The organism is Ruegeria sp. BHSB196, assembly GCF_059613135.1.
This window is the reverse complement of the sequence record NZ_JBXWRY010000048.1, coordinates 1-20,177: the sequence shown is the minus strand read 5'-3', so window position 1 is coordinate 20,177 and position 20,177 is coordinate 1. Positions and strand designations below refer to the sequence as shown.

Below are 20,177 nucleotides of genomic sequence, written 5' to 3'. Positions count from 1 at the left end.
TCTGATGTGCCGCCGAAACGGCTTACCGCCATATATCGTGGTCCGTGTCGGGCGGTCGCCCGAATGCCACGATTTGTGTGGCGATATTACATCAGTTTGCGCCGCCGTGTCACCTGAATATCCAGATCCGTGATTTTTTTCCGCAGCGTATTCCGGTTGATCCCCAGAATATCGGCGCATTTGGCCTGATTTCCGCCAGTCGCGTCCAGCGCGATTTCGATCAGTGGCGCCTCGACTTCGCGCAGAATGCGCTGGTACAGCCCCGGCGGCGGCAGCATGTTTCCATGCAGGTCGAAGTACCGCCGCAGGTGCCGCGCGACCGACGCCGACAGCTTTTCCTTGTCCCCGCCGCCCAGGACCGGCTCCACCTCGGGCTGGCTGCCAAGAACCGCCTCGACCTCGCTCCGGGCGATCTCGCTGGCGCGGCTTGTCAGGCCCAACCTGCGGATCGCATTCTCCAGCTGGCGGACATTGCCGGGCCAGGAATAGCGGCGCACCAGTTCCACCGCATCCTTGCTGAGCCAGCGTTTCTGCACACCCTCCACTTCGTCCCGCGTCAGAAAATGCTCGACCAGCAGCGGAATGTCGTCCACCCGCTCACGCAGAGCCGGTACATGGATCGTGGCGCCGCAGAGCCGGTAGTAGAGATCCTGGCGCACATCGCCCTTTTCCATCGCTTCGGCCAGATCGGTCTGGCTGGTGGCGATGAAACGCGGAACATGATCTCCGGGCGCGTCGATCATCCGGACGATGCGCGCCTGAACCTCTTCATCAATATCCGCAATCTCGTCGATCAGCAGGGTGCCACCGCGGACCCTGGCCAGCACCCGCGCGGGGCCGTCCAACTCGCGCAGTTCGGCGCCGGTGACGGTGACAAAGGGCAATGTCCGCCGATCCGAAAAATCGTGAATGGCGCGGGCGATCAGAGATTTCCCGGTCCCGCTTTCGCCCGAGATCATCACGGGAAGATCGGTGTTCATCACACGCGCAACCAGACGGTAAAGCGCCTGCATGACCGGAGTGCGACCGACCAGAGGCAACTCTTCGGGCCGTTCGCTCCGGGTTTCGCGCGGCTCCGACTGCACGCGGCGTTTCTGGTCCAGCGCGCGCGCCGTCCGTTTCATCAGGTCCGGCAGGTCGAACGGTTTCGGCAGATAGTCGAAAGCCTCGGCCTCGGCCGCCTGGATTGCCGTCATGATCGTGTTCTGGGCCGAAATGACGATCACCGGCAGGCCGGGCCGATCCTGCGCGATCTTGGGCAGCATTTCCAACCCGTTGCCGTCCGGCATGACCACATCCGAAATCACCACATCGCCCTTGCCTTCGCCCACCCAGCGCATCAGCGTGGTCAACGAACTGGTGGCGTGCACCTTGCACCCGGCCCGCGTCAGGGCTTGCGTCAGAACCGTGCGAATCGTGCGGTCGTCATCCGCGACCAGAACCGTGCCATCCATCACTTGCTCTCCTCTAAATCCATGTCCCGCGGCGCGCGGCGCAACGACAGACGGAACACCGTGCGGCCCGGAACCGAATCCACCGAAATCCAGCCGCCATGGTCCGAGACGATCTTGCTCACCAGCGCCAGGCCCAGACCGGTTCCGTTTTCGCGCCCCGACACGAACGGATCGAATATGTCCGCCTTGATGTCCTCGGGCAGGCCCGGCCCGTCGTCGATGATTTCGATCTGGAGCGGCAGGGAATGCCCGCTCCCGTCGCTGCGCCGCAGGCGGAAGGAATGCTCGAAATAGGTGCGCAGACGAATGGTGCCGCCCTCGCTTCCGGCCGCCTCGGCCGCGTTCCTGAGCAGGTTCAGCACCACCTGAAGCAACTGATCCGGATCGCCGAAGGCCATCGGCAGCGACGGATCATAGTCTTCGACGATCGTCATGTTGGCCCCAAATCCCAAAAGCGCCGAGCGGCGGGCACGGTCCAGAACGTCGTGGACATTCACCGGCTTGAGAACCGGCTGCTGCAGGTTTCCGAACTGCTCGACCTGTTCCAGCAACTTCACGATCCGGCGGCTTTCGGCCACGATCAAGTCCGTCAGTTCCAGGTCTTGCGGCCCGACATTCATGCTCAGCAACTGTGCCGCACCGGTGATGCCCGCCAGCGGGTTCTTGATTTCATGCGCCAGCATCTCGGCCATGCCGATGGCCGATTGAGCGGCGGATTTCACGGTGTGGCTCTGCGTCATGCGCCCGGCCAGTTCGCGGGGCGAAATGGTCATGATCATCGCACCGGGCTGCCCCAGCAGCGGCGCGATCTGCAGCGCACATTGCAGGGGCGCCCGGTTGCCAGATCCAACATCCACGTCATTGACGAACAAGGGCGTCCCGTTCTGGCGCGCGCGGACAAAGGCGGCTTCCAGCGGCGCATCCACCGCAATCTGATCCCAGACCGGATGCCCGATCACGGACTTGCGCGAGGAGTTCAGGAATCCTTCGCCGGCAGAGTTGACTTCGGCAATGCGGTCTTCGGGGTCGATGATGAAGGCCGGAACCGGCAGCGATGCCCAGATGTCCAGATCCGCGATCATGCCGCCGCCTCCTCGTGCGGCGCCAAGGCATCGGCCAGCAACCGCATCACGGTCTCGGGTTCGGTCGAGGTCAGAATGGCGCGGCGCAAGGGCGGCGCCGTGCCGGCCTCATCCATGTACCAGCCCAGATGCTTGCGCGCGACACGCAGCCCCAGCTCGGAGCCGTAGAACCCGAGCATGGCCTGATAGTGGCCGCGAACCATGTCGATCAGCGCGTCGCCCTGCGGAACGCACGTGCGGCGCGCGCCGAAAAGGTCGTGGCATACTTGCGCCAGCAGCCACGGCTTGCCCTGTGCGCCACGTCCGATCATCACGCCGTCGCCGCCGGATTGGCGAAGGGCGGTTTGTGCGGTTGCCGTATCCACGATGTCCCCATTGGCGATGACGGGAATCGACACGGCGTCTTTCACCGCCCGAATCGCCTGCCAGTCGGCGCGGCCCTTGTAGAACTGGCATCGGGTGCGACCGTGGATCGTGACCATGCGGATACCCGCCTCTTCGGCGCGGCGGGCCACATCGGGGGCATTGAGCAGGCTGTCATCCCATCCCAAGCGCGTCTTGAGCGTTACCGGCACATCGACCGCGCCGACGACTGCTTCGATCAGTTTCAATGCGTGATCCGGCGTCTTGAGCAGGGCCGAGCCGGAATAGCCGTTCGTGACCTTTTTTGCCGGGCACCCCATGTTGATGTCGATCACCCGCGCGCCCCGGTCCGCGACCTGACGCGCGGCCTCGGCCATCCAATACGCTTCGCGCCCGGCTAGTTGCACCGCCGTATTCTCGACATCCGCCGACAACTCCGCCCTTTCGCGGACACCGGGTTTGGCCTGCACCATTTCCTGACTGGCGACCATTTCGCTGACCACCAGGCCCGCACCAAAGCGCATCACGAGATCGCGGAAAGGCCGGTCGGTGATTCCGGCCATCGGCGCCAGCAGGACCGGCGGGTCCAGTTCCTTGTCCGCAAGACGCAGGGTCAAAGTGCCTAATCCTTGTGCAATTGTCCGAGTGATATCGAAAAGACAGCATGTGAACAACAAAACGCGGCGTCTCAAGCCCGCAAAACCAGCGAATGCCCAATAATTGGGCAGCAAGCCCTGGGAGATTGCCTCCGGTTTCGCCGCCGCCTAAACAGAACGCGACGAACAAGGAGCGCGCCCCGCATGACCACCGCCGCCATTATCGTTGCCGCCGGACGCGGACAGCGCGCGGGCGGAGGCGTTGCCAAGCAATGGCGCGGACTCGCCGGCAAGCGGCTCGTGGACTGGACCTTGCGGGCCTTCCGGCTGGCGAATCCGGATCACATCGTCCTTGTTTTGCCGGCCGAGGACGGCTGGGCATGGGACGAGTTCGCGGATCTGATTCTCGCCAAGGGCGGCGCGGATCGGGCGGCATCCGTGCGCAACGGGCTGGAGGCGCTCACCGGATTGGGCGTGACTCGGGTTCTGATCCACGACGTGGCGCGCCCCTGCGTGTCGCAGCGGATCATTTCCGATGTCCTGGTCGCGCTGGAAACCAGTCAGGGCGCCGCCCCCGGCCTTGCAATGTCGGATGCGCTGTGGACCGGAGACGGCGAAAAAGTCACCGGTACGCAGGACAGAAACGGCCTCTTTGCCGCCCAGACCCCGCAGGGCTTTCACTATGACGCGATCGTCGCGGCGCATGCGGCCCATCCGGGCGGCGCCGCCGACGATGTCGAAGTCGCCCGCGCGGCCGGACTCGATGTGGCCATCGTGCCGGGCGATCCGCACAATCTGAAAATCACCCGCCCCGAGGACTTCGCCCGGGCCGAACGCATTCTGGGAGCAGCCATGGATATCAGACTCGGCAACGGATACGACGTGCACCGCTTTGGCGACGGCGACCACGTGATCCTCTGCGGCGTGACGGTGCCACATGATCGAGGGTTGCAAGGACACTCGGACGCCGATGTGGGGATGCATGCGGTGACGGACGCGATCTATGGCGCCCTGGCACAAGGTGACATCGGCCAACACTTCCCGCCCTCGGATCCGCAATGGAAAGGGGCGGCAAGCGCGGTGTTTCTGCGCCATGCCGTCAGGTTGGCGGCGGATCTTGGGTTTTCGATCTCGAACGTCGATTGCACCTTGATCTGCGAATATCCCAAGATCGGACCGCACGCCGACGCGATGCGGCAGGAAATGGCCCGCCTCATGGAATTGCGCCCCGATCAGGTTTCGGTCAAGGCGACCACTTCGGAACGGCTGGGCTTTACCGGGCGCGGCGAAGGAATCGCGGCGATGGCCACGGCCAGCCTGGTTCGCACATGACTTTGGCGCGGATCATCGGCACGGTCTGCGGCGTCGGCTATCTGCGCCCTGCCCCCGGCACTTGGGGGTCGGCGGCGGCGCTGCCGATGGTCTGGCTGCTGCATGTGCTGGGTGGGTTTCCCTTGCTGGCGATCGCGACGGTCGCGGCCTTTCTGGGCGGCCTGTGGGCCACAGGGGTCATGACCCAAGGGGCAGACGACCACGACCCATCGGAAATCGTGATCGACGAGGTTGCCGGTCAATTCCTGGCCCTGTGGTCGATATCCTACCCGGCCTGGGCGCATGGCCTCGACATCACCGCGCTCTGGCCGGGCTGGGTCGCAGGGTTCCTGCTGTTCCGGCTGTTCGACATTGTGAAACCCGGCCCGGTGGGCTGGGCCGACCGGCGCGGCGACGCGATGGGCGTGATGCTGGACGATGTGATCGCCGGCGCCTTTGCCGCGATCGGCGTTCTCGTCCTGGCCGGGCTCTCGCACGGAGTTCTGGGCCTGTGACCGTTGCCGATCTTCTCGACCGCGCCAAGGAACTCGGGGTCATGATCGCCACCGCCGAAAGCTGCACCGGCGGCATGGTCGCCGCCGCCCTGACGGACATTCCCGGCAGCTCGGCCGTGGTCGAGCGCGGTTTCGTCACCTATACCAATGACGCCAAGCAAGAGCTGCTGGGCGTGCGGAAATCCACGCTGGACTCGGTGGGCGCCGTGTCCGAAGAAGTGGCGCGGGAAATGGCCGAAGGCGCGGTGCGCCATTCGCACGCGCAGCTTGCGGTTTCGATCACCGGCATTGCCGGGCCAGGCGGCTCCGAGTTCAAACCCGAAGGCCGGGTCTGTTTCGGGCTGGCCGGGGAAGGGATGGCGACGATCACGGAAACCGTCGAATTCGGCGCGCTCGGCCGGGACAAGGTGCGCCGCGCCGCGCGCGATCACGCCCTGGATCTGCTGAATCGTGGCCTTTCGCAGATCGCCGCAAACAAGGGCATTCGGCACTGAGGCGCGCGCAGCCATCACGTGAACAAAGCGGCAAGGACGGGCAGGTTTGGCTACCAATGCCTCATTCCTTTCTTCTGCACCGGGCTTCGATCCCCTCTTTTCGGAACGATGATGATCGCCGTCTACGGACTCGGCAGTTGGACCGCGCAACTGGGCGGGCTGGTGATCGTGGGTGCCTTTGCGGCAGGTGTAGCGGTTGTGCCGGTCAAGGTGGTTGCACTCGTCACGCCACTTCGCGTAGATGCCGTGACCGAAACGAACGGGCTCGACCTCTCCGTGCATGGCGAACGGGCCTGAAACATGAGCAGCTGAGCCCACCTCGGACTGCTCGGACGTTCGACCGGTGCAAGCGGGCCACTTGGGGGCCCGCTTCGTCCACCGCAGCCGGGGTCTCAGCCGGTGTTCAAGCGCGCGGCCAGATCCGACGCCCGCCCTCCGGTCCGCAACAGCGACCACACTTCGTCCGCTTCCGCGACCCCGATCAGTTTGCCCGCCTTTTCGCGGACCCGGGCCTCGCGATCCGGCAGGGAGATTGGAGCCGACAGGTCATGCGCGGCTTCGCGCCGGATACCGTCGCGGCGCAGCAAGGACAGATGCGCCTGGGTCTCGGACAGGCTGTCATCGGGTTCGACCTTGATCCTTTCCCGCAGCGAAACCAGACGCGGATCGGCGCAGACCTTGTCGGAATAGCTGTCGAGCCGCGCCGTGTCGTAGCCCAATGCCTGCATGGCAATCACCGTCCGGTACGAGAACTTGGCGCCCAACCCGGTCGTGGGTGACGACTGATTGCACACGCTCATCCAACGCGGATGCGTTCGGATCTTGATTTCCGCCACCTCCGGCTCGGCAATATCAAGCTCCAGCGCGGCCTCCAGCGCGGCATGCAGGCCGTGACAGCAGGCGTGGAACTTGTGGCTGACGGATTCGAACAGCCACTCGTCGCCCAGACCGTCCAGTGCCGCCCCAACGTCGTCCGCGCCGTGATGCGTCGCACCGAACCCGAATTGCCCTTCCAGCGCCGTGGCCCGAGGTTCAAAGCCGCGCTGAACAAGCAGCACGGCTTCGACCCCCGAGGCCGCGGCGAGCCCGGCATTGTAGGGCTTTCCCATCGTGCCGAATTGAACCTTGAGACCCGCCGCGCGCGTGGCGGTCACGCTCAGCGCCCGCGCCATCTGGGCCGCGCTCAACCCGGTCAGGCGTCCCGCGGCAACCGCCGCACCGAAGGCCCCGGCCGTGGCGGTCTGGTGGAACCCGGCCTGGTAGTGGCCGCGACCGAGCCAAAGTCCGATGCGGATGGAAAGCTCCATCCCGACAAGGGCCGCCTCCAACAGGTCCGCCAGAATCCCGTCGTTCCATTCCGCCACGGCCAGCGCCGCAGGAAAGACCGCGACCGAGGGGTGGCCGATATGGGCGAAATGCGTGTCGTCATAGTCCAAGGCGTGGGAAACGGTGCCATTGACGAGCGCCGCCGCCCGCATGGGCGCCGCACCCTGCCCGAACAGGCGCGCCTGCGGTGCGCCGCCTTCCTCCAGCACCATGTTGCGCAGGATCTGCGAGACCGGTTCACCGGCCCCGGCCCGTCCCACGGCCAGCCAGTCCAGCGCGGACAGAGAGGTGACGATGCGGGCTTGCCCCGTGGTCGAAACGGGGCCGGCCGCGAACTCGGCCAGTCGTTCGGTCAGATCGGTCATGGGCGCAGTCTAGCGCCGGTTCGGGCGCGGTAAAGCCTCAGCCGTAGAGCGCGGCCGCGCGCTGTTCGAAGGCCCGGACGATCCGGTGCATCGCCTCGTTGAAAACGACGCCGATGATGCCCTGCAAGACGGCGTTCTTGAACTCGAAATCGACGTGAAACGAGACGTTGCAGCCGCCATCCGGCGCCTCCGAAAAGGACCAGTCGGACTTCATGTAGCGAAAAGGGCCGTCCAGATATACGGTGTCGATGCGCCGGTCCGCCGCGTGCAGCGTCACCCGGCTGCCGAATCTTTCGCGGAACACCTTGAACGAGATCACCAGATCCGCCTCCATCACCTCGGCCTCTCCCAAGGCATAGGTGCGCCGGATTCGAGCCGCCGCGCACCATGGCAGAAACTCCGGATATCTGGCTACGTCGGCAACCAGATCGTACATCTGCTGGGCCGTGTACGGCAGGTGTCGGGATTCCGAATGCGTGGGCATAAGTTCCGGTTTTACTTGGTGACAATGGCGCGTCATGTCGTATGTTGCGCGCCAAAGATCAAGGGGGCGGTGATGAGCCAGCGCGCATATGTGATAGATGAGATGATCTCGGCCAAGGCGATCGCTGCGCGGATCGAGGAGCTTTGCCGCGAGATCGCGGACGAGTTCAACGATACCGACAAGCTGGTTGTGGTCGGGCTGCTGCGGGGCAGTTTCGTCTTCATCGCCGATCTGGTGCGCGAGCTGGACCTGCCGATCGAGGTGGATTTCCTGGAGGCGTCGTCCTATGGCGATTCGATGGAAAGCAGCCGCGAAGTGCGCATTCTCAAGGACTTGCGCGGCGCAATTGAAGGGCGCGACGTGCTGGTGGTCGAGGATATCGTCGATACAGGCCACACGCTGAACCACGTCACCAAGCTGCTGCAGAGCCGCAAGCCGAAGCGGTTGAAATCCATCGCGCTGCTCGACAAGCCCAGCCGCCGCGAGGTGGACTTTCGCTCGGACTGGATCGGGTTTGAAATCCCGGACGAGTTCGTGGTGGGCTATGGCATCGACTATGCCCAGCGCAACCGGAACCTGCCTTTCATCGGCAAGGTGCGCTTCATCGAGGAACAGACCGCAACAGCCTGACATCCTGCCGGGAGAAACCGATGAATCTCCGCCACCTTCTGCGCATGTCGAAACTGGCCCGACATCCCCCGTCCGAAAAGCGGGTCAAATTCGTGCTGGCCGTTCTGCTCCTGTGCCTGCTTGTGGCCGGGGTCGAGTTTCTCGGGCTCTGGCCGGATTGGGCGCGGACCGAGCAGTTCGGTGTCCGGCCCTGATCCGCGCGAGTGGCGCACCGGCACTCATCCCAGAAGTTTCCGGATCGCGGCGAGGAACACGCCTGTTCCCACGGGGATCAGGGCATCCGGAAAATCGTAGTCGGGATTGTGCAGTTGCGGATGCGCCTCACCCGCTCCCAGCCAGAACATGGCGGCGTGTGCGGACATGCCGAACCGCCCGAAATCCTCGGAAAATTTCTGAGGTTTGTCGGTGAGCGTACAGGGGACGCGCTGGGTACGGCACGCCTCGGACAGGATCTCGACCGCTTCCGCGTCATTGATGCAGGCATCGAAAACGTCGTCATAGGTTGTTTCAACCGACAGCCCGTGACCCTCGGCCTCACGCCGCACGAGGGCTTCCGCCGTGTCCACCAACGCCTGCATCCGGTTGTCTGACACGGTGCGCAAAGTTACCCAGATCTCGCCATGTCCCGGCGCGACGCCGAATGTCGGCTCGCCCAACTCGGCATGGGTCAGCGTAGTGAGCGCGAAACTCTGATCCAGATCGCCACCCTGCCCCAGCCCGGCGAGCGTCGGCATCAGCCGCGCCATCGCGGCGGCCGGCGACAGCCCGTCCTGCGGCTCAGCCGCGTGCGAGGTCTTGCCTGTCAGCACCACCTTCATTCCGCGCGAGGCGCAATTGGCCGGGCCTGTGCATAACTCCACCGTCCCCAGTTCCAGTCCCGGCAGGTTGTGCAGGGAAAAGATGAACTCCGGCCGCAGGGGCGCGAATTTCGGATCGTCGCAAAAGGCGCGTGCGCCTTTGCCGGTTTCTTCCGCAGGCTGGAAGATCAGAACCACCCGCCCGTGCCTCGGCCTGGCGGCGGCAAGGGCTTCGGCGACCCCGAGAACAATCGCCATGTGCCCGTCATGGCCGCACAGGTGCCCCTTGCCCGGACTCTTCGAGGCATGATCGACCCCCGACAACTCGTTGATGGGCAACGCATCCAGTTCGCATCGGATCCCCACGCCCGGACCTTCGGCGCCGCTGTCGAAAACCGCGGCCACGCCATGCCCGCCGATGCCGGTCACGATATGGTCTGGTGTGTGCTGTCGCAGAGCCTGAACGATCCGCGCGGCGGTCCAGTCCTCCTGGCCCGAGAGTTCGGGGTGCCGGTGCAGCTCGTGCCGCAATGCGACCAACCGCGCGAAGCTTTCCGGCGTCATGCCTTGCCGAGTTTCTGCATCCGAGCAGCGCGCAACCGGGCAAAGTCGTCGCCGGCGTGATAGGAAGAGCGGGTCAGCGGCGTGGCCGACACCATGAGAAACCCCTTGCCGTAGGCAGCTTTTTCATAGGCACTGAATTCCTCCGGCGTCACGAACCGGTCCACCCGATGATGCTTTGGGGTCGGTTGCAGGTACTGACCGATGGTCAGAAAGTCGATATCCGCCGCGCGCATGTCATCCATGACCTGCCTCACCTGCTGTTCGGTCTCGCCCAGGCCGACCATGATGCCGGACTTGGTGAACATCGACGGATCGAGTTCCTTGACCCTTTGCAGCAGGCGAAGCGAATGGAAATACCGCGCGCCGGGGCGAACTTCGGGATAGAGGCCGGGTACCGTTTCGAGGTTGTGATTGAACACGTCCGGCCGCGCCTCGACCACGAGTTCCAGTACGCCCGGATCGCATTTCAGGAAATCGGGCGTCAGGATTTCGATGGTGGTCTTGGGCGAGCGGTGACGGACCGCGCGAATGGTCTGGGCGAAATGCTCGGCCCCCCCGTCTTCCAGATCGTCGCGGTCCACCGAGGTGATGACCACATGGTTCAGCCCCAGCTTTTCGACCGCATGCGCGACCCGGCCCGGCTCGAACACATCCAGCGCGTCGGGCCGGCCCGTCGCGATGTTGCAGAAGGTGCAGCCACGGGTACAGATCTCGCCCATGATCATCATGGTGGCGTGGCCCTGCGACCAGCATTCTCCCACATTCGGGCATCCTGCCTCTTCGCACACGGTCACGAGGTTGTTCTCGCGCATGATCCTGTGCGTCTCGGCATAGCCCTTGCCACCCGGCGCCTTGACCCGGATCCAGTTCGGTTTCTTGGGCTGGGCATTGTCCGGGCGATGCGCCTTTTCGGGGTGCCGTTGCTCGGGGATCTTCAGGTCGCGCACAGAGGTATTCCCTTGGATATGGGTCAAAACCGTTTCCCGATAACATAGCGCGGTGTCAGGAGTAAGACCAGCGACGCGTGGCCGCTATGCGCCAGTTTCCCCGCGGTCAAAGCTGCCAGCCGTGTGACCGAGGAATTGGCCGTTATGTACAAGGCAATAGTCGGTTTTTTCCAGATCAAGTCCAACCGAAACTGACCCGTTGAAGCCAGTCTTGAATCGTTTTAGTCCACACCCCAACAGACCTGAATCACTGGAGTCCAAACATGAAAGCTGGCGCCAAACTGCCCGACGTGACCTTTCACACCCGCGTTCGCGACGAGTCGATCGAAGGCCCGAACCCGTTCCGCTGGCAAGACAAGACCACGGCCGACTATTTTGCGGGCAAGCGCGTGATCCTCTTCTCGCTGCCCGGCGCGTTCACGCCCACCTGCTCGACCTACCAGTTGCCCGGATTCGAAAACGGCTATGACGAGTTCCGAAACCTGGGCATTGACGAAATCTATTGCATGTCGGTCAACGACAGCTTCGTCATGAACAAATGGGCGCAAGACCAGAAGCTGGAGAAGGTCAAGGTGATCCCCGACGGCTCGGGCGAGTTCACACGCAAGATGGGCATGTTGGTGGCCAAGGACAATCTGGGCTTTGGCATGCGGTCATGGCGCTACGCGGCCGTCGTCAAGGACGGAGTCGTGGAAGCCTGGTTCGAGGAACCGGGCCTGATGGACAACTGCCCCGAGGATCCCTATGGGGTCTCCGCGCCGGAAAACCTGATGAAGTATCTGGCCGAGGCCAAGGCCGAAGTGGCCGCCTGACGGATCTGCCGCCTTGGTCAGGAAACCCGCGCCTGGACGCGGGTTTTCTTTTGCTCAGGTCGTTCGGGTGGCCTCGACGATCTCTGAACCCACATCGCGGATGACCCGAGCCAGATCATCGAACCAGGGGCTTCCATGCGACGTGTCGCGCCGGATCAGCCCGACGCTTCTGGACGGTTCCGGTTCAAGAAACCGCAGCAGTTTCAACTCGGGGATCGTGGCGCATTCCGAACGGACCGCCAGTTCCGGCATCAGGGTCAGGCCAAAGCCTTCGGCCACCAACCGCGTCAAGGTGCCCAGCGACGATGCCCCCATGTTGATGCTGCCGCTGTGCCGGTCCTGCCCGCAGACCTCAAGCGCCTGGTCGGTCAGGCAGTGACCGTCTTCCAGCAGCATCAACTGCGCCTTTTGCAGCGCGACGGGACGCAGGGCATCCGGACCGAAGGTCAGAGTATTCAGCCGCGCCTCGGACCCGGCCAAAAGAAACCGGTCTTCGAAGAGCACTTCCTCGACGAAGCCGTTGCTGCCAACCGGCAGGGCAAGCACCGCGGCGTCAATCTCGCCGGTCCGCAGTGCCTCGAGCAACTGTTCCGTGCGCGCTTCGCGGATCTGCACGCGCAAGGACAGATCGCGCGCCCGCAAAGATGCCAGAACGCCCGGCAGCAGATAGGGCGCCATGGTGGGAATCACGCCCAGCGACAGCGACCGGTATCCGCGACTCTGATCGCGGGCCAGCCGGTCCAGCCGATCCGCCGCCCCCAGGACTTCATTGGCGTGCCGCAGGACATCCCGGCCCAACGGGGTCAAAACCACGTCGCGAGCCTGCCGCTCGACCAACGGCCCGCCCACATGATCCTCCAACGCGCGGATCTGAACCGATAGCGCAGGCTGCGAGACATGGCAGATTTGCGCCGCGCGGCCGAAATTGCGGCGTTCGGCCAGCGCCTTGAAATAGCGCAATTGCCTGAGGGTGAATGTCATAAGGATTAGCTATCAGACCAGACGTGAACCGCAAGCTTGTTTTATCACAAGGTCGCCATCCGACGCTCTCGCCCCTGCCTTGTGGTGGTCTACCCGATCAGATGGTCGCTGTCCTTTTGGCGTTCGTAGTGACGCTTGAGCCTTTGCAAGGCAATGCGCAGCACGATCTTGCCGGACCGCGCCGACCAACCCATGCGTTTCTCGGCAAGTTCCAACCCTTCCAAGTAACAGCAGCAGCGCAGCGCCACATCGCTCAGGCCGGGGCCAAGATCGGCCAAGGCCCGCGCGACCCGGTCGCGTGCGCGCGACGCGCCGTCGGTGCCGGGCGTTCCCGCGGGTTGGCCGCCCGAGCAGCCGCCAGTCAGGAACCTGTCCCAGTTCTGGGTCACGCTCGGGCTCATCTGCGCCAGTTCGAAATCCTCGCGCAGACGTTCGCCAGCGCGAACCAGGCTATCGTCCAGAAAGGGTTTGCCGTTCTTGTCCCGCCGCCGCGCAAGCGCCAGAAGAGGGCTTTCCGCCGAATTGTAACGGACGCGCCGGGGCCGATCCGTTTCCTCCCCGCTGACGGTACGGTTTGATGCGGGTTGGGCGCCGACGAAGGGTGCCGCCATCTCGGCAAAGCCGCCGTCCTTGCGCATGCGCGCCCGGTTTTCCTCGGCCGCCAGCAAACGGCCAAGCGCGGTGCGGCCAGAGGACGTGATCCGATAGCGGCTGATCCGGCCCGGCTTGTCGCAGGATATCCAGTCCTGCAGAGCCAACGCCTGGGCGATCTTGCAGTCCACAACCGCAGTGCGTGTCGCATCGCCCTGCCCGCCGTCGCGCACGACCACAGCCTTGTCCATGTCTTCCGCCACCGCAAGTACCGCGCCGGCTTCGCACAGGCGCAGCATCACCCTGCTGGCTTCGCTCTCGAAATGTGCCGTTTCCTTTTCCTCGGACGTCGGCGCGGAATTCCAGGCGCCGGGTCGGTACCCGCCTGCGTCGGTTCCAGCATCATCCCGCTTCAACGGCGGGAAATGCTCCTCGGCCAGCGTTTGCAGGGCAGCGTCAACCAGAGGATCGTCGCGCCGCATCTCGATCCGCCTGATCTGGCGCAAAACCGTCGAGGCGTGGCATCCTGCCGATCTTGCCAGATCCCGGATCGACCGCCCGGCTTCGGTATGGGCCAGATAGCGCTGCGCGCCCTCGGGAACCCATGCCGGAACGGTGGAAGCAATGCATTTTTCCATGGTTGTTTGCACCCTCATCGACATTGACGCTGTCTCGGTTCACCACCGGGGATATGGTTAACAAAATCTACCTAGAGTTGATTTTCTTACTCGTTCGTTAAGGCCCGCTGGCGTGAAGCAGAATTGATTCAAATTGATAAACACTCCTGAATCCAACGTGCGCTTGCGCTTTCTTCACGCAACACCCGCATTGGTTGTGCGACAAGAAAAGGCCATTCGCAAAGCCACTAAGGGGACACGACATGCAGGATGTCATGACGATGCTTTCGGCCTTACACCGCCCGCGCCTTTTGGTTCGGGCCGCGCGTCACGGTGTGCGGGACTACAACCGCAACCGCCAATTGCAACGGCTGCTGGGGTACGGAACCATTCCCGGCCCCGGCGCGGCGCTGATGCGGTTGATGGAGATGGAGCGCGGCGTCAACGATCAGCGCCTCGAACAGGACGCGACCTATTCGCTGGTCCGGCACCTGGATGTGCTGATCGCGCTGATGGGCGAGGCGCAACTCTATCAGGCGAGCCGCGCCACGCACCTCCGGTGATCACATGAAAGCGTCCGGCATCGACGCTTTCTTTTCCGCCACATAGGCGGCCAGGGCCGCGGCGATCTCGGGATCGATCTGCGGCTGCTGGTAATTCGCCAGCAGATACTCGACACGTTGCGCAGCAAGCGCGCGGGTGTCACGGGCGCCCTCGTCTTCCCAGGTCTCGAACGGCTTGTAGTCGAGCAACTCGGTCTTCCAGAACGCATCCTTGAAATTCGCCTGGGTATGCGCGCAGCCCAGATAGTGCCCACCGGGACCGACCTCGCGGATGGCGTCCATCGCCTGCGCGTTCTCGTCATAGGCGACGCCCTTGGCCAGACCGTGCAGAACGCCAAGCTGATCCGCATCCATGACGAATTTCTCGAAATCCGCCACCAGCCCGCCTTCGAGCCAGCCACAGGCATGCAGCATGAAGTTCACGCCGGCCAGCAAGCCCATGTTGAGCGAGTTGGCGGACTCATAGGCCGCCTGCGCATCCGGCAGCTTCGAGCCGCAGAACGACCCGGCCGACCGGTAGGGCACGCCAAGGCGACGGGCCAGCTGACCCGCGCCATAGGTGATGTGCGCGGCTTCCGGCGTGCCAAAGGTCGGTGCACCCGAGTTCATGTCGATCGAGGTCACGAATGCGCCGAAAATCACCGGCGCACCGGGGCGCACCAACTGCGAATAGGCGATGCCTGCCAGAACCTCGGCCAGAACCTGCGTCAGCGTGCCGGCCACCGAAACCGGCGCCATCGCACCGCCGACGATGAAGGGTGAGATGATGGCCGCCTGGTTGTTTTTTGCATAGACTTCGAGCGCACCCATCATCACATCGTCGAACGTCATCGGCGAGTTGATGTTGATGAGCGACGTCATCACCGTGTTGTCCTGAACGAACGCCTTGCCGAACAGGATCTCGCACATCTCCACCGAATCCTGCGCCCGGCTGGGATCGGTGACCGACCCCATGAACGGTTTGTCCGACAGGGTCATATGCGCCATCAGCATGTCGAGGTGGCGCTTGTTGACCGGGATATCCGTCGGTTCGCAGACCGTCCCGCCCGAATGATGCAGCCACTTGGACATATAGGCGAGCTTCACGAACTTGGTGAAATCCTCCATCGTCGCGTAGCGGCGACCGCCTTGCGCGTCGCGCACGAAGGGTGGGCCGTAGACCGGGGCCAGCACAAGATTCCGCCCGCCGATGACCACCGATTTCTCGGGATTGCGGGCATGTTGGGTGAACTGGGCCGGAGCGGTTTGGCACAGTTTGCGGGCCAGGCCACGCGGAATGCGAACGCGCTCGCCCTCGATCTCGGCACCGGCCTCGCGCCAGCGCTCAAGCGCGGCGGGATTCTCGATGAAGTTGACGCCGATCTCTTCCAGAACGGTTTCCGCGTTGGTCTCGATGATTTCGAGCGCTTCTTCGTTCAGGATCTCGAAATTCGGAATGTTGCGTTCGATGTATTTCGCGGTCTCGATACGGACTGCGGTGCGTTCGGCCCGCCGGGCGGCGCCGCCGCCTCCGCGCGCTCTGCGCCGGGTGTTTGTCTCGGACATGAGAAGTTCCCGTTGACGTATTGGTTGGCTTTGCCGGACTTCATACAGGATACACCGGTTCCCCCGAATGTGGATTGCGTCGCTATAGGGGGAAAAGCGACATGTGCGCCGCCGGAAATTTTCTTGATGGAACTCGGTCAGTCGTCATGATGGAGCCATGGAAACCATGGCCGATACCGACAAACCCCCGAATCCCGAGCGAAAAACACTGAACGCCGCAGAAATAGGCGCCGTTGCACACCTCTATCGCGGCGAGGTCTATCGCAGCACGATCTGGCGCACGCGCCTGGACACCACGACGAACTGGTCCGTCGTCACTCTGGGCGTGGCGCTGTCGATTTCCTTCGCCTCGCCGGAAGCCTCCCCCCTGCCTTTGGTGCTGGTCGGCGTGCTGATCATCCTGTTTTTGATGCTCGAAGCGCGGCGGTACCGCTATTTCAACGTCTGGCGTGCCCGGTGCCGGTGGCTTGAAAACCACTTCTACGCGCCGCTCCTGTACGACGGCGATCTGCACATGGAGGACAACTGGCAGAAGGTACTGGCCGAGGACTACCTGCGGCCGCACTACCACGTCAGCCTGATGATCGCGATCGGCCGCAGGATACGCCGCAACTATCTCTGGATTCTTCTGATCCAGAGCCTGGCCTTCGCGGTGAAACTCGTGGTTCACCCCACGCCGGCGCAAAGCGTGTCCGAGGCCGTGGACCGCGCGGATGTCGGCCCCGTTTCCGGCGAAGTGCTGATCGCGACGGGCCTCTTGTACATCCTGACCTGGTCGGTCATTGCGGTCTGGAGTTACCGCGCCGATGTTGCGCGCGCCGCCCGCAGGGGCAGCGCCAAGTCAGACTCCATGGGCTGATGCCGAACCCGCAGGCGGCGACAACGCCGGCCCGAAGGGCGCGGCCGAAGCCGCCCGTGTCGCTGCATCGGCGCGTCGGGAACGGCGCGCTTCGGGATTGCGTCTTATTGCGCTTGCACATGCAGGTCTGGCGACCTAAGAGCCAGTCATGACCGAGACTTCCCATGACCGCCTTTTGATCATCGACTTCGGCAGCCAGGTGACGCAGTTGATCGCCCGCCGCCTGCGCGAATTGAATGTCTATTGCGAAATCCATCCCTATCAGAACGTCTCGATGGATTTCGTCCGCGACATGGCGCCCAGGGCGGTGATCTTTTCGGGCGGGCCCGACAGCGTCACGCGCGAAGGCTCGCCGCGGGCCCCGCAGGAAATCTTTGACTACGGCGTGCCGATCCTCGGCATCTGCTACGGCCAGCAGGTGATGATGCAGCAATTGGGCGGCAAGGTCGAAAGCGGCCACGGCACCGCCGAATTCGGGCGCGCCTTCGTGACGCCGCAAGGGCGGCTCGACCTGCTCGACGGTTGGTTCGCGGACGGCAAGGAGCAGGTCTGGATGAGCCATGGCGATCACGTCAGCCAGATCGCACCCGGTTTCGAGGTCTACGGCACCTCGCCCAACGCGCCGTTTGCGATCACTGCCGACCCCAATCGCCATTTCTACGCGGTCCAGTTCCACCCCGAGGTTCACCACACCCCCAAGGGCGCGAAACTCTACGAGAACTTCGTGAAGCTCGCCGGTTTCACCGGCGACTGGACCATGGGCGCGTACAAGGATGAGGCGATCCGAAAGATCCGTGAACAGGTCGGCGACAAGAAGGTGATCTGCGGCCTGTCCGGAGGCGTGGACAGTTCCGTTGCGGCCGTGCTGATTCACGAGGCCATCGGCGATCAGCTGACCTGCGTCTTCGTCGATCACGGTCTGTTGCGCAAGGGCGAGGCCGAGGAAGTCGTCGGCATGTTTCGCGACAACTACAACATCCCTCTGATCCACGCCGACGAATCCGATCTCTTTCTCGACGCGCTCGAAGGGATCAGCGATCCCGAGACCAAGCGCAAGACCATAGGCAAGCTGTTCATCGACGTGTTCCAGAAACACGCCGATACGATCGAAGGCGCCGAGTTTCTGGCCCAGGGTACGCTCTATCCCGACGTGATCGAGTCGGTTTCTTTCAGCGGTGGCCCCTCGGTCACGATCAAGTCGCACCACAATGTCGGCGGCCTGCCCGAGAAGATGGGCCTGAAACTGGTCGAACCGCTGCGCGAACTCTTCAAGGACGAGGTCCGCGCGCTTGGCCGCGAACTGGGCCTGCCGCAGAGCTTCATCGGCCGCCATCCCTTTCCCGGCCCCGGACTCGCGATCCGTTGCCCCGGCGAGATCACCCGCGAAAAGCTCGCGATCTTGCGCGAGGCCGACGCGGTCTATATCGACCAGATCCGCAAGCACGGTCTGTATGGCGAGATCTGGCAGGCGTTTGTTGCCATTCTGCCGGTCCGCACCGTGGGCGTGATGGGCGACGGGCGCACCTATGACTATGCCTGCGCGTTGCGCGCGGTCACTTCGGTCGATGGCATGACGGCGGATTACTACCCGTTCAGCCATGAATTCCTCGGCGAAACCGCCACGCGGATCATCAACGAGGTCAAGGGCATCAACCGCGTGACCTATGACATCACCTCGAAACCGCCGGGCACGATCGAGTGGGAATGAGACCGAACTAGTCCGGCCGGTGCCCGGCTTTTTGATCTTGTAATCACGGAGTTCTGGCGGTTGGTCCTTGACCTGTCAGCGGTTTCCTGTCCCTCGTGTCGGCGGAGAAGGTGCGATGCAGCAGGACAGGATTCAGGTCGGCAAGGCCGCGTTGTGGATGACCGGGGCAATCGCCTCGTTCTCGTCCATGGCCATTGCCGGGCGCGAGTTGAGCGTCACGCACGACACCTTCGAGATCATGATGTACCGCAGTTTCGTGGGCGTTCTGATCGTGTCGCTGGTCCTGACCGTCCGACAAAGCTGGTCACAGGTCTCGACCCGTCACCTCGGACTGCACGCCATTCGGAACACGGTGCATTTCACCGGCCAGAACCTTTGGTTCTTTGCCGTCACCGCGATTCCGCTGGCGCAGGTCTTTGCCCTGGAATTCACCCAACCGCTGTGGGTGATCGTGCTTTCGCCGTTGCTTCTGGGCGAGAGACTGACCCGCATTCGGGTGGCTGCGGCGGTGATAGGCTTCATCGGAATCCTGATCGTCGCACGCCCCGGCGCCACGCCGCTCAGCCTCGGTGTGCTGACCGCCGGTCTGTCTGCCGTCTTTTTCGCATTGACCACGATCACGACCAAGAAACTCACCGGATTCGCCAGCATCGGCTGCATCATGTTCTGGCTGACGGTCATGCAGGCCGTGCTTGGGGTCGCGGCATCGGGAATTGACGGGCAGATCGCCCTGCCGACCCTGCAAACCGCGCCGTTCCTGATTCTCGTCGGGCTGGCCGGATTGCTGGCGCATTTCTGCATCACCAACGCGCTGGCGATCGCACCGGCAACCGTCGTCGTGCCCATCGACTTCGTGCGCCTGCCCACCATCGCGGTCCTGGGTATGCTGCTCTATCACGAACCTCTGGACATCTGGGTTCTGGTCGGCGCGGCTGTCATCTTTGCCGGAAACTACATCAACATCCTCGATGCCTCCGGCAAACTCCGCCGCCGGGCCAAGGCCGGGGCCGATGCCCGATAGCGCAGGAAACGGGTCGCTGACGAGTGTGTTCCGCGGTAGCAGAATGACATGAGCGAGCAGAAATTCATCTCCCCCCGCGCCTGGGCGGAACTTGCGTTGCTGGGCGTCGTCTGGGGCGCGTCCTTCCTGTCGATCCGCGTGGCCCTGGACGAGGTTCCGGTGGTCACTTCGGTGCTCCACCGCACGTTCTGGGCGATGCTGTTGCTGTGGGTTGCGGTCGCCTGCATGCGCCTGCCGGTACCCCGCGAGCCGCGCGTATGGATCGGTTTTCTGGTCATGGGGTTGCTCAACAACGTCATCCCCTTCGCCCTTATGGCGTGGGGGCAGCTCCATATCGAAACCGGCCTGACCTCGATCCTCAATGCCGCCACGGCAATCTTCGGCGTCATTGTCGCGGCGCTGGTCTTTCCCGATGAGCGCCTGACGATGAACCGCGCGCTGGGCGTGGGCCTGGGCTTTCTCGGGGTTGCGACCGCGATCGGGTTGCGCAATTTCCTCAGTTTCGATCTGCGCAGCATGGCGCAACTGGCGATCCTGGCGGGCGCCTTGTCC

At 63.6% G+C, this 20,177-nt stretch carries 21 protein-coding genes and 1 pseudogene; 12 read left to right on the top strand and 10 right to left on the bottom strand.

The window, feature by feature from the left end:
• Positions 1–86 precede the first annotated feature (86 nt).
• The 3 genes from AC2FNJ_RS17615 to dusB are packed head-to-tail and all read right to left on the bottom strand — an operon-like array spanning position 87 to position 3,516.
• Positions 87–1,454, bottom strand: a complete 1,368-nt coding sequence (locus AC2FNJ_RS17615; RefSeq protein WP_496766055.1) for a response regulator — start codon at positions 1,452–1,454, stop codon at positions 87–89.
• Positions 1,454–2,536, bottom strand: a complete 1,083-nt coding sequence (locus tag AC2FNJ_RS17610) for a two-component system sensor histidine kinase NtrB (protein WP_496766053.1) — start codon at positions 2,534–2,536, stop codon at positions 1,454–1,456. The genes AC2FNJ_RS17615 and AC2FNJ_RS17610 overlap by 1 nt, the downstream gene beginning before the upstream one ends.
• Positions 2,533–3,516 carry a tRNA dihydrouridine synthase DusB gene (gene dusB, locus AC2FNJ_RS17605; RefSeq protein ID WP_496766051.1) on the bottom strand — a complete coding sequence of 328 codons (984 nt, stop codon included), beginning with the start codon at positions 3,514–3,516 and terminating at the stop codon, positions 2,533–2,535. The genes AC2FNJ_RS17610 and dusB overlap by 4 nt, the downstream gene beginning before the upstream one ends.
• Before the next feature lie 183 nt (positions 3,517–3,699).
• On the opposite strand from dusB, the gene AC2FNJ_RS17600 reads away from it, so the two are divergent.
• The 4 genes and pseudogenes from AC2FNJ_RS17600 to AC2FNJ_RS17585 form a co-directional block, all read left to right on the top strand.
• On the top strand, positions 3,700–4,827 hold the full coding sequence (locus tag AC2FNJ_RS17600; RefSeq protein WP_496766049.1) for a bifunctional 2-C-methyl-D-erythritol 4-phosphate cytidylyltransferase/2-C-methyl-D-erythritol 2,4-cyclodiphosphate synthase: 1,128 nt from the start codon (positions 3,700–3,702) through the stop codon (positions 4,825–4,827).
• On the top strand, positions 4,824–5,321 hold the full coding sequence (locus tag AC2FNJ_RS17595) for a phosphatidylglycerophosphatase A family protein (RefSeq protein ID WP_496766047.1): 498 nt from the start codon (positions 4,824–4,826) through the stop codon (positions 5,319–5,321). Before AC2FNJ_RS17600 ends, AC2FNJ_RS17595 begins: the two co-directional genes overlap by 4 nt.
• On the top strand, positions 5,318–5,815 hold the full coding sequence (locus AC2FNJ_RS17590) for a CinA family protein (RefSeq protein WP_496766045.1): 498 nt from the start codon (positions 5,318–5,320) through the stop codon (positions 5,813–5,815). The genes AC2FNJ_RS17595 and AC2FNJ_RS17590 overlap by 4 nt, the downstream gene beginning before the upstream one ends.
• 96 nt (positions 5,816–5,911) lie before the next feature.
• Positions 5,912–6,112, top strand: a pseudogene (locus tag AC2FNJ_RS17585) (ammonia channel protein); the annotation flags it as partial.
• Positions 6,113–6,207: 95 nt separating this feature from the next.
• Here the strand turns inward: AC2FNJ_RS17585 and AC2FNJ_RS17580 are convergent.
• The gene (locus tag AC2FNJ_RS17580; RefSeq protein ID WP_496766043.1) at positions 6,208–7,506 is read right to left on the bottom strand and encodes an MmgE/PrpD family protein; all 1,299 of its coding nucleotides are present in this window, start codon (positions 7,504–7,506) and stop codon (positions 6,208–6,210) included.
• Between the two features lie 37 nt (positions 7,507–7,543).
• On the bottom strand, positions 7,544–7,990 hold the full coding sequence (locus AC2FNJ_RS17575; protein ID WP_496766041.1) for a type II toxin-antitoxin system RatA family toxin: 447 nt from the start codon (positions 7,988–7,990) through the stop codon (positions 7,544–7,546).
• A 72-nt stretch (positions 7,991–8,062) separates the two neighbouring features.
• Here AC2FNJ_RS17575 and hpt point away from each other — a divergent pair, with 72 nt between their 5' ends.
• Together hpt and AC2FNJ_RS17565 are read left to right on the top strand one after the other, a co-directional pair.
• Positions 8,063–8,620 (top strand): hypoxanthine phosphoribosyltransferase, encoded by a 558-nt coding sequence (hpt, locus tag AC2FNJ_RS17570; protein ID WP_496766039.1) that lies wholly within the window; start codon positions 8,063–8,065, stop codon positions 8,618–8,620.
• A gap of 20 nt (positions 8,621–8,640) precedes the next feature.
• Complete coding sequence (locus tag AC2FNJ_RS17565; protein ID WP_496766037.1) at positions 8,641–8,814, top strand: hypothetical protein; 174 nt, start codon at positions 8,641–8,643, stop codon at positions 8,812–8,814.
• Positions 8,815–8,838: 24 nt separating this feature from the next.
• Here AC2FNJ_RS17565 and AC2FNJ_RS17560 read toward each other — a convergent pair whose 3' ends face one another.
• Together AC2FNJ_RS17560 and lipA are read right to left on the bottom strand one after the other, a co-directional pair.
• On the bottom strand, positions 8,839–9,981 hold the full coding sequence (locus AC2FNJ_RS17560) for an amidohydrolase (protein WP_496766035.1): 1,143 nt from the start codon (positions 9,979–9,981) through the stop codon (positions 8,839–8,841).
• Positions 9,978–10,928, bottom strand: coding sequence for a lipoyl synthase (lipA, locus tag AC2FNJ_RS17555; RefSeq protein WP_496766033.1), 951 nt, complete (start codon positions 10,926–10,928; stop codon positions 9,978–9,980). Before lipA ends, AC2FNJ_RS17560 begins: the two co-directional genes overlap by 4 nt.
• Positions 10,929–11,191: 263 nt before the next feature.
• Here lipA and AC2FNJ_RS17550 point away from each other — a divergent pair, with 263 nt between their 5' ends.
• Positions 11,192–11,740, top strand: coding sequence for a peroxiredoxin (locus AC2FNJ_RS17550; protein WP_496766031.1), 549 nt, complete (start codon positions 11,192–11,194; stop codon positions 11,738–11,740).
• 54 nt (positions 11,741–11,794) lie between these two features.
• On the opposite strand, the gene AC2FNJ_RS17545 is transcribed toward AC2FNJ_RS17550, so the two are convergent.
• On the bottom strand, positions 11,795–12,721 hold the full coding sequence (locus AC2FNJ_RS17545) for a hydrogen peroxide-inducible genes activator (RefSeq protein ID WP_496766029.1): 927 nt from the start codon (positions 12,719–12,721) through the stop codon (positions 11,795–11,797).
• 89 nt (positions 12,722–12,810) lie between these two features.
• The gene (locus tag AC2FNJ_RS17540; protein WP_496766027.1) at positions 12,811–13,950 is read right to left on the bottom strand and encodes a DUF6456 domain-containing protein; all 1,140 of its coding nucleotides are present in this window, start codon (positions 13,948–13,950) and stop codon (positions 12,811–12,813) included.
• A 242-nt stretch (positions 13,951–14,192) separates the two neighbouring features.
• Between AC2FNJ_RS17540 and AC2FNJ_RS17535 the strand changes: the two genes are divergently transcribed.
• A complete protein-coding gene (locus AC2FNJ_RS17535) occupies positions 14,193–14,492 on the top strand; it encodes a DUF6477 family protein (RefSeq protein ID WP_496766026.1) in 300 nt (99 codons plus the stop codon).
• Here the strand turns inward: AC2FNJ_RS17535 and AC2FNJ_RS17530 are convergent, their stop codons facing one another.
• Positions 14,493–16,037: a trimethylamine methyltransferase family protein gene (locus tag AC2FNJ_RS17530; RefSeq protein ID WP_496766024.1), complete on the bottom strand. Its 1,545-nt coding sequence runs from the start codon at positions 16,035–16,037 to the stop codon at positions 14,493–14,495.
• 166 nt (positions 16,038–16,203) lie between these two features.
• On the opposite strand from AC2FNJ_RS17530, the gene AC2FNJ_RS17525 reads away from it, so the two are divergent.
• The 4 genes from AC2FNJ_RS17525 to AC2FNJ_RS17510 all read left to right on the top strand — a co-directional run.
• Positions 16,204–16,896, top strand: coding sequence for a DUF2270 domain-containing protein (locus AC2FNJ_RS17525; RefSeq protein WP_496766068.1), 693 nt, complete (start codon positions 16,204–16,206; stop codon positions 16,894–16,896).
• Positions 16,897–17,044: 148 nt separating this feature from the next.
• Entirely contained in the window at positions 17,045–18,604 is a 1,560-nt protein-coding gene (gene guaA / locus AC2FNJ_RS17520) for a glutamine-hydrolyzing GMP synthase (protein ID WP_496766022.1), read from the top strand.
• Positions 18,605–18,719: 115 nt separating this feature from the next.
• Positions 18,720–19,625 (top strand): DMT family transporter, encoded by a 906-nt coding sequence (locus AC2FNJ_RS17515; RefSeq protein WP_496766020.1) that lies wholly within the window; start codon positions 18,720–18,722, stop codon positions 19,623–19,625.
• Between the two features lie 48 nt (positions 19,626–19,673).
• On the top strand, positions 19,674–20,177 hold a 504-nt coding region (locus AC2FNJ_RS17510; protein WP_496766018.1), incomplete at its 3' end, for a DMT family transporter.

What these genes read in the sequence shown, in the direction of transcription:
- AC2FNJ_RS17575 (WP_496766041.1), bottom strand. Translation starts at nt 7,990, where the DNA reads ATGCCCACGCATTCGGAATCCCGACACCTGCCGTACACGGCCCAGCAG.
- AC2FNJ_RS17550 (WP_496766031.1), top strand. Translation starts at nt 11,192, where the DNA reads ATGAAAGCTGGCGCCAAACTGCCCGACGTGACCTTTCACACCCGCGTT.
- AC2FNJ_RS17535 (WP_496766026.1), top strand. Translation starts at nt 14,193, where the DNA reads ATGCAGGATGTCATGACGATGCTTTCGGCCTTACACCGCCCGCGCCTT.
- AC2FNJ_RS17610 (WP_496766053.1), bottom strand. Translation starts at nt 2,536, where the DNA reads ATGATCGCGGATCTGGACATCTGGGCATCGCTGCCGGTTCCGGCCTTC.
- hpt (WP_496766039.1), top strand. Translation starts at nt 8,063, where the DNA reads ATGAGCCAGCGCGCATATGTGATAGATGAGATGATCTCGGCCAAGGCG.
- AC2FNJ_RS17565 (WP_496766037.1), top strand. Translation starts at nt 8,641, where the DNA reads ATGAATCTCCGCCACCTTCTGCGCATGTCGAAACTGGCCCGACATCCC.
- AC2FNJ_RS17600 (WP_496766049.1), top strand. Translation starts at nt 3,700, where the DNA reads ATGACCACCGCCGCCATTATCGTTGCCGCCGGACGCGGACAGCGCGCG.
- AC2FNJ_RS17615 (WP_496766055.1), bottom strand. Translation starts at nt 1,454, where the DNA reads ATGGATGGCACGGTTCTGGTCGCGGATGACGACCGCACGATTCGCACG.
- AC2FNJ_RS17515 (WP_496766020.1), top strand. Translation starts at nt 18,720, where the DNA reads ATGCAGCAGGACAGGATTCAGGTCGGCAAGGCCGCGTTGTGGATGACC.
- AC2FNJ_RS17595 (WP_496766047.1), top strand. Translation starts at nt 4,824, where the DNA reads ATGACTTTGGCGCGGATCATCGGCACGGTCTGCGGCGTCGGCTATCTG.
- AC2FNJ_RS17580 (WP_496766043.1), bottom strand. Translation starts at nt 7,506, where the DNA reads ATGACCGATCTGACCGAACGACTGGCCGAGTTCGCGGCCGGCCCCGTT.
- AC2FNJ_RS17560 (WP_496766035.1), bottom strand. Translation starts at nt 9,981, where the DNA reads ATGACGCCGGAAAGCTTCGCGCGGTTGGTCGCATTGCGGCACGAGCTG.
- AC2FNJ_RS17530 (WP_496766024.1), bottom strand. Translation starts at nt 16,037, where the DNA reads ATGTCCGAGACAAACACCCGGCGCAGAGCGCGCGGAGGCGGCGGCGCC.
- AC2FNJ_RS17525 (WP_496766068.1), top strand. Translation starts at nt 16,204, where the DNA reads ATGGCCGATACCGACAAACCCCCGAATCCCGAGCGAAAAACACTGAAC.
- guaA (WP_496766022.1), top strand. Translation starts at nt 17,045, where the DNA reads ATGACCGAGACTTCCCATGACCGCCTTTTGATCATCGACTTCGGCAGC.
- AC2FNJ_RS17540 (WP_496766027.1), bottom strand. Translation starts at nt 13,950, where the DNA reads ATGGAAAAATGCATTGCTTCCACCGTTCCGGCATGGGTTCCCGAGGGC.
- AC2FNJ_RS17545 (WP_496766029.1), bottom strand. Translation starts at nt 12,721, where the DNA reads ATGACATTCACCCTCAGGCAATTGCGCTATTTCAAGGCGCTGGCCGAA.